Origin of the sequence: Candidatus Avelusimicrobium sp. (genome assembly GCF_050873505.1) — a bacterium.
Classification (GTDB): domain Bacteria; phylum Elusimicrobiota; class Elusimicrobia; order Elusimicrobiales; family Elusimicrobiaceae; genus Avelusimicrobium.
The window spans coordinates 57,038-72,227 of record NZ_JBNMIY010000002.1 but is presented as its reverse complement, the minus strand read 5'-3'; the positions used below and the strand labels follow the sequence as shown (position 1 = coordinate 72,227).

The window sequence follows — 15,190 nt, the reverse complement described above, 5'->3', positions numbered from 1 at the left end:
GGTAAAATATAATATATGTTTAAGGTATCCCCGGTAGCCGCCATTTGGCTGGCTTGGTTTTTTGTAGCGTCCAACGTCGTGGTAACTAAATTTGCCACGCCCTATGCGGCTTCCGCGCTGTATATGCTTGTCAGTTGTGTGGTTGCCACGGTGCTTTTTACGCCGTACCTGCTTAAAACGGGCGGACATAAGGTGCTATTTAAAAAGGGCGTCTGGCTGCAATGCTTGCTGATGGCCACCTTTGGCACCGCCTTGCCGATGACAATTTTTATGTTGGCCCTTAATTACACCACGCCGACAAACGCCGCCGTTTTGAACCAGTTTGAAATGGTCTATTCCCTCATTATGGCTTATTTTTTACTGGGGGAAAAACCGACTGGGAAACAACTCTTCGGCTCGGCTCTCATTATTTTGGGTGTAGGCGTTTTGCTGTGGCAGACGGGGATGTCTGTACAGTTAAAGGGCGATTTGATGATTTTGGGCAGTCTGTGGATGTTCCAATTAAGCCACATTTTTGCTAAAAAACTGCCCGCCGATATGCCGCCTGCATTAATTGCGGCGGCGCGCGCTATTTTTGCTATCCCGGTACTGGCTGTTTTGACGGGTGCGCTGTGGGCTATTCAAGGCCCGCAGTTGTTTGTTACGTCCTCGGGTATTTTGTGGGGGACCTTGGCTTTTAGCGCGGTGTGCAATTATTTTATCGGCAACACGTTTTGGTACACGGCTATCCGTAATATGCACTTGGGCAAGGCAACGGCTATTATTTTGTCTTACCCGGTGTTGACGTTTGTTTTGTCCGTTCTGCTTAAACAGGACACAGTTACGATTCACAAAGTGCTGGGTATGGCGCTTGCTATGGCGGGCGCGTATATCGTTACCGGCATTATCAAAGGAGAAAAGAAATGAAAAAACTCGTTTTATTTGACTTGGACGGCACGCTCGTAAACGCGGGCGGCGCGGGACGCACGTCTTTGCGCAAAGCCATTAAGGAACTCTACGGCGTGGAGCCGGAGTTTGACCACAGTTTAATTTCGGGCCGGACGGATTTAGATAATTTCTCCATTGTCTATTCCCTTATCAAAAAAGGCAAAAAACCCACCGCCGCCGAAATGAAGAAAATGAAAGCCAAATATTTGGAAATTTTGCCTACCGAAGTGCACGCCGTCGTCCGCTGCAAAAAGTACGATTTGGTGCCCGGCGTGGAAAAATTCTTAAAAATGCTATCCAAGGATAAAGACGTTATCTTGGGTTTAGGAACCGGCAACTTGGAAGAGGGCGCCAAAATTAAATTGGAACCCAGCAAACTGGGCTCTTACTTTACCGTCGGCGGTTACGGCGAAGACGGACACACCCGCGAGGAAATGCTCCAAGCGGCCGTAAAACGCGCAGAAAAGAAATTTAAAACTAAATTGGAGCCCGACCAAGTCTATGTCATCGGCGACACCCACCGCGATATTTGCGCCGCCAAGAACTGCGGCTTCCACAGCGCGGTACTGACTAACGGCTTTGGCGATGCGCAAAAAATCCAGCGCGCCGCCGCCGAACTGGAAACCAAGGATTTCAACGATATTACCACCTTCTGCGTGTGGCTCGGTTTAAAAACGGACCCCAAGGGCGTAAAACGCGGCAGTTACATTATGCCCGCAAGCGCGATTGAGCACGTTTTTTTCAGCCGCACCGGCATTGACGAGGACCGCCTCAAAATGCTGCGCATTAAAAAATATTCCGACCTTGAATCCGGAACCATTATGTAAGGCGGACAGTATGGAATGGTACACCGCCGCGGATAGATTTGCAGAAGCGTTAGCCTCCTCGGACCCGACACCGGGCGGGGGGGCTGCCGCCGCTATGGCGGGGGCAATGGGCTGTGCGCTGGCGATGATGGCCGTAGGCACTACGCTTAAACGCAAGGCCACGCCCGAGGATATCCGCCCCAAACTGACCCAAAGTTTAAAGCGTTTGGCCGCCTTTAAAACGGAACTCAAATCCTATATTCAAAAAGACGGCGACGCTTACGCAGCTTATTTAACCGCCAAAAAATTGCCCAAAGAGGCCCCGGAAAGAGAGCAAGCCGTGCAAGATGCGCTCTTGTTTGCGGCCCGCGTGCCGGCCGATGCGGCCAGCGCGGCGCTACATTGTTTAAAGGAAGTGGAAGCCATTAAGGGCGATATCGCCGAAATTATTATGTCGGACGTTGCCTGCGCGCGCCACCTGTTGCAAGCCTGCATTAAATGCTCGGTGGAAAGCATACGCGCCAACCTGGCGTTTATCAAAAACGAAGACCGGGTAAACGAATTAAATAAGCAGATTTCCACCTTTTTAAAAGCCTGCTGAAAGGATACGTTATGAGCGAAAAAGCCAACAAAAGAAGCGGTATGCTGGGCACCATTTATAATATGCTCCCCGGCATTGACGACGACTACGCCGCAAAACTCGTCTATACGCTGGAAAACAAAAAATCTCTGCCGCGCTTGCAGCAGGACATTGCCGACATCGCCGCCCAGTTAAGTTCCGACTCGCCGATGACGGACACGATTATTGCCAAAATTTTGTTGGACGAAATCACTATCCCGGCGGCCTTGCGCCAACTGCGCATTTACAACAACGCTACCTCTATGACCGAACTTTGCGCCGCGCTGGAAACACCCGCCAAGGATACGGCCAAACTGTTAGAGGTATATTCCTCTTTTTCCTCGCGCAAATATTTTGACGAGGAATTTGCCGCGGCTTTAAAGGACGTGCAAGACTCCGACTTAAAGGATGAAGAAAAGGCCCAGCACGCCGTAAATAAACTGTTGGAGCAGGCCAACACGATTTTGCAAAACTCGCCCAAAACCATCCGCCAAAACAGAAAAGATATTTTTAAAATAGCGGACAAATACCATTTAACCGTTAAATTAACCGCCGAGTTGCAACTCTTATACACTCAGCCCGCCAGCATTTTGTTTAAGCCGGAATTTGACCGTCTGCACAAAGAACTCTTATCGCTCAATCCGGACGAACACCTCTGCGCTTCCTTAGCCGCGCACGCAATGCTCTGCAAAATTACACCCAAGGACGCGCAGGACGTCGCCACGTTATCTAAACTGTTAAACGGGCAGTTATTGGAAGAGGATTTGCTGATTATCGCCTGCCGCTATTTAAAGGTAAAATCCCCGCGCGATATTGCGGCCACCTTTGAGGCCGTGCTTAAAAAGTTGCCGCACGTTTCCGGCCCCGAAGAAAACCTCGGCCTTGCCGTGCGCGTACTATTAGACGGCACCGCCGACAGTTTTGACAACGCCTGCCGCCAAGCCTCGCTCGTGCGGGAAAGAGAGATTTTGCGCCAAAACCTGTCCAAAAAGGACTTATACAGCGGTTACGAATACGACCTAGCGGACCGCTTTGGCGGCAAAAAAACCTTTGTACAGTTGGAGCACGAAATGGCGGACCTGTTAAAGGCCTTGCCGCATTGCTCCGACGAAAAAGACAATAAAGAACTCGCCTGCAAGGTGCTTTTGGGCACGATGAGCCAAGAGGAAGCCGCCAAGCAGGCCCAGTACCTGCGCGACATTAAGGCCAAAACCATTACGCAAGGCCTCGCGCCCGAACTGATGAAGAGTTACCTGGGAACAAAACCCGCGGAAGAATTGCTCCAATTCTTTGACCGCTCGCTCGCGCCGTTTACGTTTTGGAAGTCTGACCGGGAAAAACATATGTTCGCCCTGCGTACCTTGGTGGGGGAACTAAACGGCACTTACAACCGCCGCATTTCGCAGTTTGTGTTGGAAATGTTGGAAAACGGCTCGTCGGTGGAACTCTTAACCGATATGTTAAGCAACATCCAACAGCGCAAAACCAGCCGGGCAGAATTAGAGGAACTGTTGGAAAGTTACAAACAGGCCCGGGCCGCTTCAAAATAAAAAGGTAAAAAAATACTGTTAAATTACGCGATAATTTGCTATATTTTTATCGTACCGTGTTATATTTATTTTATATAGGGTGAATACACAATGAGATATTGGGTCTATATCAATGATAAAGTAGAAGGTCCTTACGAAGAGAACAAACTGGTAACGCTTAACGGCTTTACCCCGGATACGCTGATTTGCTCGGAAAATTCCGCTTCCGGCGGAAACCAAGAGTGGGTAAAGGCATCCAGCGTGTTTGAATTTGACGCCGTCCCCGAGCAACAACCGGCCGCCGAACCTGCACAAACGCAAACGGCTGCCCCTGTTGCGGACGCCACGGATAATGCGGCGGCTACGGCTTCGGCCACGCCTGCCGACGGTAAACTCTCGCTTTTGTTAGAAAAGTTGGAACAATTAACCAGCCAAATTACGGGCTTGCAGTCCAAACTGGACAATATGCAATCCAAGTTGGACGAGGCTATCGCCACGCAAAACGCCCATAATATGGAAACCAGCGACCACCCGGCCTATATTCCGCCGCAAGACGACGGTCGCGCCAACACCATCACCCTTACGCGCAAACCGCTTGAAGAAGAACCGTTGGAATCGGACACCATTGAAAACACGGAAAATTTGGTTTCCCAGGCGGAAGATATTGTCGCCGCGGCCAATAAAGAGGAAAAACCGCTTGATATGTTGGGCCCCGTGGACTTGGGCGACAACAAACACGACACGCCGACCGAAGTAACCTTGGGCTCCAAGGCCGAAGAAGCCGTGGTGCTCCGCTCCGCGCTTGATTCCTTATACGGCCAAAAACCGATTCAGACCCAGGAAGAAAAAGAAAGCACCTTCCAAGATTTGCTTACGCCCCAACAGGCCAAAGTGTTAGCCGCCCAGGCCGACGCAAACAAAAAAGCCCAAGAGGAAAAAGCAAAAGAAGTTTCCGGTCTTACCGCCGAAACCGTGGAAGCGGCCCCCAAAGCCGACGAAGCCGCCAAGGAGGCGTTCCTGTCCGAAATCGGCGCCGCCCCCAAAGAAGATGTTTTAGACCAAGTAATTAAAGAAAAAGAAGAAGAAAAGAAGGAAGCCACCTTTAAAATGGCCGCCGCGGCCGCAGTTGGCGCAGTAGCCGGTTTGGCCGCCGCCGAAGGGCTCAAACAAAAGGAAGAACAGCCCGCGCAAGGCTTTGAAACGGTAGAACAAGCCGCCGCCGAGCCTTTGCCCGAAAATAAAACCTTAGATTTTACCAACGAAGCGCCTGCGCTCTCCATTGCGGCGGATAAAGAAGAACCCGCCAAGGAAGAGCCCGTGCTCCCGGCCAACCAGTTGCCTGCGGATATGCCCGCGGACGCGTCGGCCCAGCAACCGAAGGAACAACCGGCCCCTGCCGCGGCTCCGGCCTTTAACGGCGATTTGCCGTCCTTGGATGAAGCAGGCGCAAAGCCTGCCGCACAGGCCACCGAAACCGACGAGAAGGAAGAAACAATGCAAGAACTCGTCCCCGGCGCCAAGGCCGAAAAACCCGAGGGCGTGCTGATTACCGACGAGGATTTGAACGAAGCGTTCACCGAGCGCGACAACCAGCCGGAAGAATCCGTGGAACAAATGTTTGGCATTGGCAACCAAGCCCAAGCCGAAACGCCCGCGGCGCAAGAAACCCCGGCCCCTGAAACCGCGCAAGAGGTCCCGCAATTTAGCGACCAGACGGCGGATAAGCCGCTCCCGGTGGGCAACCCCAACGATTTGACCGAAATTGAACTCAAAGAGGGTTCCACCTATTTAATTTCGGACTTTGTTCCTCCGGCTCAGGCTTCTAACGAACTGCCCAAGGAACTGACGAACTTAAACGCCAAACAGCAAAGCGTTGAACCGAACGAGGGCAAAACCGAATTGCAGGAAATGGTAGCCCCGCTCAAACAAACCGAAAAAGAGGCCGAACCTGCCGCAGACGCGCCAAAAGACGTTACGGTTTCCCAAGTGATTTTGGAAAACACCATTAAAACCAAACGCGGTGCGAAACTGGACATCAAAACGGTGCCTATGGTACCGGAACCGGCCCAAACGGAACGCTTGCATTTTGAAGGTTTGGACGACGACATCAACACCCAGCACGATGTAAAGAGTGCCGATATAAAACCTTCCGGCAGTATGACAAAGGCCATTGTGGGCGCAGTGGTTGCCGTAGTATTGGCCGCGCTTATCTATGTAATGCTGGCGTTTATGAACTTAATCCCGGCGCAGTTTAACCTGCTGGCAGATAAGCAGCCTGCCCAAACGGTAACGCAGAGCGCCGAAATGGACGAAATGTTGGGGAACCAGCCCCAGCAGGCCGCCCCAGTTAATGTGGCGCAACCCGCCGCCAATCCGCTTGATACGGTGTTAAGCGACGTGAAGAACTATCCGCTTATGAACGGTTACACGTTACAGCAGTTTATTGAAGCCAAGCACCCGGCCGCCAAAAATTTAATTACCTGGGATATTTCCACCGCCGTGGACCCGGACAATTATTCCATTTTGGTAAAGGTTCCGCCGGAGAATCCGCAGAGTTTCAAAATTTCTTACCGTTTTAACTACAACGCGGTAAGCAAAGTGTTGGACCCGACCATTTCCGACGCTAAAAACCTGTTAGATTCCGCCAACCAAGGTGCGATGCCCGCCCAACAAGCGGCCCAGCCGTACCAAGGCCAATAAGCCTTTTGAAAATAAAAAGTACCCCTGCTAAGGCGGGGGTATTTTTTTATGTACTTTTTATGGTTTTCGGCAGATTAAAAGGGGGGATTTTCTCCATCAAAAAGCCCCAAGGAAAATCCCCGGGGCTAAAACAATCAAAAGGACTACCACTTATTTGGCGGCATCCTTAATCACGCTTTCCAACACGTGGAAGGCCTTTTCCGCCCAATTCATACTCACCCACTCATATGGGCCGTGCGGATTTTCGTACCCCGCAAAAATGTTGGGCGTAGGCAACCCGCGCAAGGAAAGTTGGGAGCCGTCCGTACCGCCGCGCGCCTGCGTCAAGCGGTAGGGGACCTCATTTTCCTTTAAGGCTTTTTCCAACAAATCCATAGATTGCGGATTTTTCTTTAAAATCTCGCGCATATTGCGGTATTGTTCCTTGAACTCCACCTCAATTTTGGCCGCCGGATATTTCTTTCTCTTTTCTTCTACGAGGGCAGTCAAATCCTTTTTAAACTGCTCAAATTTCGCCAAATCGTGCTCGCGGACGATACCTTGCACGCAAGCGGTATCCAAGGCCCCGGTAATGTCTTTAAACAGCACAAAGCCGTCCTCGCCGTCCGTAGTTTCCGGCAGTTTGTCCTCCGGCCAAGAGGAAATAATATCAGCCGCAATACGCACCGGGTTCGCCATAAAGCCCTTGGCAGAACCGGGGTGGCAGGATTTGCCCGTAATGTTAATGGTTACGGTGTCGGCGTTAAAATTGCCGCAGTCAATATCGCCCAACGTCGCACCGTCAATGGTGTAGGCGAAATCGGCCGCAAATTTCTTTACATCAAAATAGGCAATGCCCGTACCCGTTTCCTCGTCAATGGTAAACGCGGCCTTTACCGGGCCGTGTTTAATTTCGGGGTGCTTCAATAAATACTCGCCCAAAGACATAATAACGGCAATGCCCATTTTATCGTCGCCGCCAAGCAAAGAATTACCGTCCGCGGTAATGATAGTGTCGCCCTTGCAAAGTTTCAAATTAGGGGCGGTTTCGGGCGATAAAAACATCTTTTTATCCGCGTTGATGGTCAGCGTACCGCCGTCATAATTTTCGTGGATTTGCGGGCGGATATTGGCACCGTTGTAATCGCAAACGGTGTCCATATGGGCAAAAAGGCCGATAGTGGGGGCCTTTTTATCGGTATTAGCCGGGATAAGCCCGGTTACAAAGCCGTATTCGTCCACCTCTACTTCGGCAAAGCCGATTTTGCGCATTTCGTCAGCCAATTTATGTGCAAAGGAAATCTGGCTGGAAGTAGTGGGGGTTACGCTGCTGGCGGGGTCGCTGGTGGTTTCCACCGCCACATAGCGGGCAAAGCGGTTATAGATAGTTTGTTGCAAAGAATTCATAAATTTCTCCATAAAAGGGTTAATTTATTATACAATTTATTATCTTGTAATTTGGGAGGATTTAGGTGAAGAAACTCTTTTTATTCATTTTTTGTGCGGTAATGCTTACCGCGTGCGCGTCCGTGAAAGAAGCGCAAAACGTAGCCAACTGCCAGTTTGCCTTAAAGAGTGTGGAACTGACGGATTACAATTTAACCTCGTTTGGCTTTGATGTGGTGGTGGCCATTACCAACCCCAATAAAACCGAAGCCGCCACGGTGAAACGCTTTGAAGGCGTGTTAACCGCTAACGACGACAAAATGGCCGATGTTACCTTAAAGGATGTGCGCATTGAACCGCGCGCGACCAAAAACGCCAAGGCCAAAATTACGGTGCCGATGTCCGCCTTTAACAGCAAATTATTGGGGCTTATCAGTATGGGCAGCGGCACGCTGGATTACCATTTGACGGGTACGATGTATTTTGACGGCCCGCTGGGAACGGAAATCCCCGTGCCGGTGGATATCGGCCGTTACGGCAGTTATAATATTACGGATTAAGAGGATTTTGTAAGAAGGACCCGGGGAGGAATATCCCCGGTAAAAATTTATCTGTTTTTGGAACCGTATGCAGAATACGGAGAGCCGTTTGTACAAGCGGCATTCTTGCAGTCCAAAAACAGTCGTTTTAGGCACAAAATAAACGGACTAATTACCCGGTTGTTTTGTGCCGAGTGTTTGCCGCCCGAAAGGGTGGCAAACCACGGCTGTTATGTTTTGGGTTACTGCAAGAAGCTCAAATATAGCAGCCGTTTTTTTGCATATATTTTCCAAAACAGCCAATCAAGGAGAACTTATGCAAACAAACAAGAGGGGGTTTACCCTGATAGAATTATTAGTCGTGGTGCTGATTATCGGCATTTTGTCCGCCGTCGCTCTGCCCCAGTACGAAAAAGCCGTAGAAAAGTCCCGCGCCACGCAGGCCTTTGTTTTGGGGAAACACTTGGCACAAGCAGAAGAACTGTTCTATTTGGCTAATGGACGTTACACAAGGGATTGGGAAGAACTGGGGGAAGAAGAACCCAACCTAAAAGATTGGGATATCAGGCTTGATCCTTCTACCTATAATATTCTCATCATATCCAAACGCAATCCAATTCTTAATTTTCGTTTTTTTATGATTAATATTCCCGCACATATGGATTATTCCGGCAAATACCTGTGTATTGCCTACACTAATGACACAGTTGGACAACAGGTTTGCCAGTCTATTAGCGGAAGAACTGGAACTACTTATCCTTTTGTGCCCAATCAAATGCAATTTGAACTCAACTGATTAACTACCCCCCGGCTATGCCGGTGGTTTTTTGTACCAACGTAAAACACCCCCGGTAAAAAATATTTACCGGGGGTGTCTTTTAATCCGCGTAAGCGTTTTTACATCAAAATCAAGCGCAATACCCACGAGGATAAAAACGCCAGGGAAAGCGTCAGCGCAATTACCCTAAACGTATCCTTCCACCCGCTTTCGCGCAACATTACAAAGAACGTCGCCACGCACGGCAGGTACATCGCCATAAACACACACGCCACCACCAACTCGGCAGGCGGCAGATTAAACGGCTGTAACAGCGCGATAGATACGTCCTTGCGCAAGCAGCCCAAAATCAGCAAAGGCGTTGTGTCCGCGGGCAAACCTAAAATGTGTTCCACCGGGTAGCGCGCAATTTTGGCAATCCAGTTGGTCAGACCGGAAAGTTGCATCAAATCCACAAACAGCACGCCCACCAAAATAAGCGGCAGAGCATCGCCCAAGTATTCCTTCATACGGATCCACAACTTGCGCAGCAAAGGCCGCCATTGCGGAATTTGCCACGAGGGGATTTCCATAAACAGTTCAGGCGTTTCGCCCTTCATCAGTTTATTTAAAATCGTCCCCGCCAAAATACCGTTTACAAACAGGGCGAAAAATACAATCAGCATATATTTTAAGCCGTAGGGGGACAAAATGGAAATAATCATTGCGGTTTGGGAAATACACGGCGCCAGCACCAAAATAAGCGCCAGGGCAATAATGCGCTCGCGGCGGGTTTCCAATACGCGGATACCCATTACCGCCGGCACCTTGCACCCAAAGCCCAACATAATGGGCAGAGAGCCGTACCCGTGCAAGCCGACCTTGTGGAGCAAACTATCCAAAAGTACGGCTAGGCGCGGCAAGTAGCCCAAATCGCCCAAGAAGCCCAAGAGCGCATAGAACGCCAACACATAGGACATTACGTCAATAAGCGCAATATGCAAGCCGTCGGTCAACACGCCGAAATAGTTTTCGCCGCCGTCGCCCAGCAGGAGCATCCCAAACGCGTTGTCTTTAATCGCGCTGAAAATATGCTCCAAGAACGGGACGTAATAATTTTCATACAGCGGGTCCAACAAGTCAATAATATTTTCGCCCACAAAGCGGACCAAAAAAAACGACAGCACGAGCACACACAGCGCAATCGGCAGGCCCGTTGCTGGCGTCGTCGCCCAGCCTTGCAAATGTTCCAAAAAGGAAGCGTGTTTGTGCTTAATGGTTTGCACCTTTTGGATAATGCGGCCAATCACGTGCCATTTTTCTTCCGGGTCGGACGGGATAACCAAACTGCTCAAAACTGCTTGGTGCGAGGCAATCCGCGCCGCTTGGTAGGAAAGTTCCTTTAAGCCCTCGCCCGTCGTAGCGACCGTGGGGATGACCGGGATGCCCAGTTGCTTTTCCAGTTCCTTTACATTAATTTGAATCCCTTTGCGCACGGCTTCGTCGTACTTGTTTAACAGGAGGATGACGGGCTTTTTAAGTTGCATAATTTCCAACAGGAAATATAAGTTGCGCTCCAAGTGCGAAGCATCCGCCACACATACGATAAAATCGTACTCCAATTCTTTAAACAGGTTATGTTTTTTGCCTTCCAATACCCACTCTTCTTCCAAGCGGTAAAGACCAGGAATATCAATGATATCGTAGGACTCGCCGTCAAACACGGTTTGCCCATAGTTTAGGCCAACCGTCGTACCCGGGAAGTTGGAGGATATAATGCCGATACCCGTCAAGCGCGAGAAGATAAGGCTCTTGCCCACGTTGGGGTTTCCGGCCAACAGAAAGGTATTCTTTTTAGCGGTTACGATAATTTTTTTGGCGGTTTCGCGCCCGATAGCAACCTCGGTGCCCGAAACGCTGACAACCACCGGGCTGGACCCGGGTTTGCGGGTAATAAATTGTCCGCGGACAAGCCCCATAGCCGCTAGTTTTTCGGTCATTTTGGCGTCCGTTTGTATGTCTTTAATCTGGGCGGTATTGCCCGGTTTTAAAGAGTGTAAAGTGCGGGAAGTTTCTTTTTCCATAAAAGTTAGTTTTTCCTTACTTTTATATTTTACCAAAACCGCCCTATGAATACAAGGCCGCGGCCCCGACGGGCGGGGGAACCCCATACCCGCCGCCAAACAATTTTGGTATAATTTATATACAAACTTAACCTAATAGGAGACTTATTTTATGGCTTATAAAGTAAATCCGGATGTTTGCATTAACTGCGGTGCTTGCGAATCTTCTTGCCCCGTAGCCGCCATCAGCGAAGTGGACGGCAAAAGAAACATTGATGCTTCCAAATGCATTGAATGCGGTTCTTGCGCCGGCACCTGCCCGGTGAGCGCCATCGCTCTGTAAGAGCAGCGCGAACAGGGCAGATTTGCTCCCGCCGTCCGCAGGACCCCGGTGAGTGCGATTGCTCTGTAAGAGCGCGCGTCATCCGCAAATTGTTTTAAAAACCCGTACTTTTATGAGTACGGGTTTTTATATTAAGGAATTTCCTTTTAAGAGTTGTTTTGCGGGTCTTGGCCCGCTTATAAAAGGCGTATAAGGCGGAGGAGTATTTTTACTTGTTTGAGCCTGATAAGGCGAGTTGTAAAAATACCCGCCGTTACTGCCTTTTATGGGCACCGACCCGCCACTCTTTTTCGTTCTTTTTCTTGTGCAAGAAAAAGAACAAGAACTTTTTACTTGGTTTTTCTGTTCAGAAAACCAAAAATAAAGAGCCGGGGGATGTGCCCGGCCCTTTTGTTCAGAACCGTTCGGGGGGTAAATCGAAAGGTTCTGGGGGATAAATCCGTCGGCCTTTACTGGCCTTTATACTAACTATAATACAACCTAGTACAAAAAAAAGCAAGTCCTATGTTAAAAATTTAGCATTATTTAGGTATAATTCTTTCAGATTACCAAAAACAGCATTTTTACAAAAAAATTTAAAACTTTTCCCTCTGCATTGGTTATAATATAATAGTTGGAGGGAGATTATATATATGAAAAAACTAGGACTCATTTTTGTCTTCACACTAGCCGTCAGTCCGCTTGTGGCACAAAACGCCGACAGCCAAGACGACTATTACACAGGGTATGAAGGCGTGGTCTTGGGCGAACGCACCCCGCGTTCCGCCACCGACGCTATCGCCCAGCAAGCCACGCAAGTCCCCGGCGATATTTACCGCGGAACCTTGTTTGGCGCCGAACAAAAGAAATACGAAGGCGACACCTTGGGCAACCGCCCGCGCGCCAAGACTAAATACGTCTATGATACGTCCTTGGTCCGCGCCGTCAAAATCAGCGATGTGGACCGCGTGCGCACGCTGATGTACGCTAACGTAAACGTGAACGAAAAGAACTACGCGGGGATTACGCCGCTTACCATTGCCGCCGAAAAGGGCAATATGGAAATTATCAAAATGCTCGTGGAAGACGGCAAAGCCGTTGTAAACGATGCTTCCAGTTATGGCGTAACGCCGATTATTTCCGCCGCGGCCGCGGGCAATACCGAAGTGGTGGCCTACCTCGTCAAGCACGGTGCTGATGTAACCGCCAAGGACGACTTGGGCAAAACCGCTCTTATTTATGCTGCCGGCACGGACAATGCCAAATTAATTTCTAACTTAATTGCGCTTGATAACACGGCTGTAAATCTGCCCGACAACGCAGGTAACACGCCCCTTATTTATGCGGCGCAAAAAGGATTAAATAATAATATAAAGGTCCTTTTGGCTCACGGGGCTATGGTAAACTACCGCAACCCGGCCACGGGGCTTTCCGCCCTTTCCGCCGCGGCGGCCGAAGGCCATAGCGACACCGTCCGCCTGCTCGTTCGCACCGGTAAGGCCGATGTAAATATTGCGGACCTTTCCGGTCGCACGCCGATTTTCTACGCCGTAGAACAAGGGCAAACCGATACGCTTCGTAATTTACTTTCCTTGGGTGCTGACGTAAACGCCAAGGACAACAACGGCGTAACCGCGTTAATGCGTGCCTCTTCTAAAAACCAGCAAGAGTGCTTAAACATTTTGCTCAAACAAAAAGGCATTAACCCCAACGAAAAGGATTTTCAAGACCGCACCGCTATCGTTTATAGTGCTTACGCTACGGACGTGGCCCCCGCGCAGGCGCTGTTAAAGGCGGGTGCGGATATCAACTCGCGCGACCGCGAAAACAACACGCCGCTTTTGTCGGCTATCAAGGCTAAAAACGACAAGGTAGCCCTCTTCTTCATCCAGCAAGGGGCCGAAGTCAGCGCCGCCAACAATAATGGCGAAAACGCTTTTACGCTTACGGACCAATATTTGCCGAACTCTTTAACGGCTAATGTATTGGGCGTTAAAAAGGCCGAGGTTGTTCAGCAAGCCTTGCAAATCCAGGCGCAAAAGCAAGCCGAAGTGCAAGAATTGGAAAACCAACTTGCGCAAGACGAAGCCCGCGTACAGCAGATAAAAGAGGAAGAATTGGCTCAAGCCAAGGCCGCGGCCGAAGCCAAAGCCGCCGAAGTCCGCGCGCAAGTGGAACAGGAATACCAAAACGACCCGGAATTGGAACGCTTGCAAAAACAGTTGGAAGAAGCCAGAGCGCAAAAGGAAGCGGCTATGGAAGAAGAAATTAACCGTCGCTTAACGGCTACCGATACGCAAGTAACCGAAGCCGCCGCCGAAGTGAAAGCGCAGAGCGAAGAAGCCGCGCAAAAAGTTCAGGCTACCACAACTGCCGCCCAAACCAAGGCCAAAGCGCAGGCTGTAAAAGCCAAGGCTACGGCAAACAAGGCTAAAACCAATGCCACCGCCAAAAGAAACACGGCAAAACGCCGCGCTACGCAGGCCCGCAGAAAAGCGACCGCCCGCAAAACGGCTGTAAAAACTTCCGCCGCCAAGACTCAGGCAGCCGCCAAAGCCACAGTAAAGGCCGCCACAGTAAAACCGCAGGAAGTAAATATGGCGGACGTACTGTAAATAAGTTTTAGACGCACAAAAAAGCCCCGCTTCTGCGGGGCTTTTTTATCTATGGCTAATTAACTATATACACTTGGCTGGAATACTTGGTGCCGCCCAACGATTTGCAAAGCGTTTCGCCCTCAGGCCCGTAAAACTTACAGTAAAAATTATCCCTATTTGGCAAAGCAAAAATAATATATTTGGTTGCCAAAGGAAAACGATTTCCCAAGGCTACTACACTTCCAACCCCGACAACATTGGCAGAAGCCGCAAATGAAAAAAGGCTGCTTTCTTTGCGGGGAACGCTGTTGTAATTCCCGTCCTTTCCGGGGATTTGAATATCCAAATCGTTTAAGTCGTTGGAGTAAGAACCGTTTGCCATAAAATAGGCCTCGTTGGCTACCTTTATAGCCCGGACTACATTTATGGCTTCCGCCGCACGGCTTTTTTCAACCGCCTTGTTGTATTCCGGCAAGGCTACCGAGGCCAAAATGCCAATGATAAGGACAACGACTAATAGTTCTATAAGCGTAAAGCCACTACTAACAACCCACGCGGTAGATCCTGAAACCCTGCGGGCCGCCCGTTCAGGACGACCTTCTTTTTTCATAAAGTCGTTATCCCCGAGTGTTTGGTGGCCCGCTAGGGTGCGACCCGCCAGGGTGCGGCCCGCAGGGGTACGAAATCTGTTGTTATAATTGCTGTTGTTTTTGTTGTCATTCCCGAGTGTCGTAGTCGGGAATATGTCGTTTTCCTTTTTTGATAACAACGGATCCCCGAACGCTCCGCGCCGGCAGACAATCGGGGATGACGGCAACGACAATGACAAAACAGAAGTAAATTCTTTCATTTTTTCTCCTTTTTAAGGCCTTTATATTTGAGCAAAACGGCCTTCTATACGCATTTTTATACACCAGGCACATCCGGGTACGATCACTACGATTTATCAAAATTTTAACAAAAAAA

At 49.8% G+C, this 15,190-nt stretch carries 12 protein-coding genes; 9 read left to right on the top strand and 3 right to left on the bottom strand.

The window, feature by feature from the left end:
• Nucleotides 1-15: 15 nt before the first annotated feature.
• From ACR0QV_RS01320 to ACR0QV_RS01300, 5 genes are all read left to right on the top strand, one after another.
• Nucleotides 16-906: a DMT family transporter gene (locus tag ACR0QV_RS01320; RefSeq protein WP_432634208.1), complete on the top strand. Its 891-nt coding sequence runs from the start codon at nt 16-18 to the stop codon at nt 904-906.
• A complete protein-coding gene (locus tag ACR0QV_RS01315) occupies nt 903-1,754 on the top strand; it encodes an HAD family hydrolase (protein ID WP_432634207.1) in 852 nt (283 codons plus the stop codon). The genes ACR0QV_RS01320 and ACR0QV_RS01315 overlap by 4 nt, the downstream gene beginning before the upstream one ends.
• Before the next feature lie 10 nt (nt 1,755-1,764).
• A complete protein-coding gene (locus ACR0QV_RS01310) occupies nt 1,765-2,334 on the top strand; it encodes a cyclodeaminase/cyclohydrolase family protein (RefSeq protein WP_432634206.1) in 570 nt (189 codons plus the stop codon).
• Between the two features lie 11 nt (nt 2,335-2,345).
• Nucleotides 2,346-3,902: a hypothetical protein gene (locus tag ACR0QV_RS01305; RefSeq protein ID WP_432634205.1), complete on the top strand. Its 1,557-nt coding sequence runs from the start codon at nt 2,346-2,348 to the stop codon at nt 3,900-3,902.
• A gap of 90 nt (nt 3,903-3,992) precedes the next feature.
• Nucleotides 3,993-6,581 carry a hypothetical protein gene (locus ACR0QV_RS01300; RefSeq protein ID WP_432634204.1) on the top strand — a complete coding sequence of 863 codons (2,589 nt, stop codon included), beginning with the start codon at nt 3,993-3,995 and terminating at the stop codon, nt 6,579-6,581.
• Between the two features lie 150 nt (nt 6,582-6,731).
• Here ACR0QV_RS01300 and pepT read toward each other — a convergent pair whose 3' ends face one another.
• Nucleotides 6,732-7,967: a peptidase T gene (gene pepT / locus ACR0QV_RS01295; protein ID WP_432634203.1), complete on the bottom strand. Its 1,236-nt coding sequence runs from the start codon at nt 7,965-7,967 to the stop codon at nt 6,732-6,734.
• A 65-nt stretch (nt 7,968-8,032) separates the two neighbouring features.
• Here pepT and ACR0QV_RS01290 point away from each other — a divergent pair, with 65 nt between their 5' ends.
• Complete coding sequence (locus tag ACR0QV_RS01290; RefSeq protein ID WP_432634202.1) at nt 8,033-8,506, top strand: LEA type 2 family protein; 474 nt, start codon at nt 8,033-8,035, stop codon at nt 8,504-8,506.
• Between the two features lie 295 nt (nt 8,507-8,801).
• Complete coding sequence (locus tag ACR0QV_RS01285; protein WP_432634201.1) at nt 8,802-9,281, top strand: type IV pilin protein; 480 nt, start codon at nt 8,802-8,804, stop codon at nt 9,279-9,281.
• A 101-nt stretch (nt 9,282-9,382) separates the two neighbouring features.
• Here the strand turns inward: ACR0QV_RS01285 and ACR0QV_RS01280 are convergent, their stop codons facing one another.
• Nucleotides 9,383-11,326 (bottom strand): FeoB small GTPase domain-containing protein, encoded by a 1,944-nt coding sequence (locus tag ACR0QV_RS01280; protein ID WP_432634200.1) that lies wholly within the window; start codon nt 11,324-11,326, stop codon nt 9,383-9,385.
• A 151-nt stretch (nt 11,327-11,477) separates the two neighbouring features.
• On the opposite strand from ACR0QV_RS01280, the gene ACR0QV_RS01275 reads away from it, so the two are divergent.
• Nucleotides 11,478-11,648 (top strand): indolepyruvate ferredoxin oxidoreductase subunit alpha, encoded by a 171-nt coding sequence (locus ACR0QV_RS01275; protein WP_432634199.1) that lies wholly within the window; start codon nt 11,478-11,480, stop codon nt 11,646-11,648.
• Nucleotides 11,649-12,280: 632 nt separating this feature from the next.
• Nucleotides 12,281-14,242, top strand: coding sequence for an ankyrin repeat domain-containing protein (locus ACR0QV_RS01270; RefSeq protein WP_432634198.1), 1,962 nt, complete (start codon nt 12,281-12,283; stop codon nt 14,240-14,242).
• 55 nt (nt 14,243-14,297) lie between these two features.
• Here the strand turns inward: ACR0QV_RS01270 and ACR0QV_RS01265 are convergent, their stop codons facing one another.
• Nucleotides 14,298-15,074: a type IV pilin protein gene (locus tag ACR0QV_RS01265; RefSeq protein WP_432634197.1), complete on the bottom strand. Its 777-nt coding sequence runs from the start codon at nt 15,072-15,074 to the stop codon at nt 14,298-14,300.
• Nucleotides 15,075-15,190: the final 116 nt, after the last annotated feature.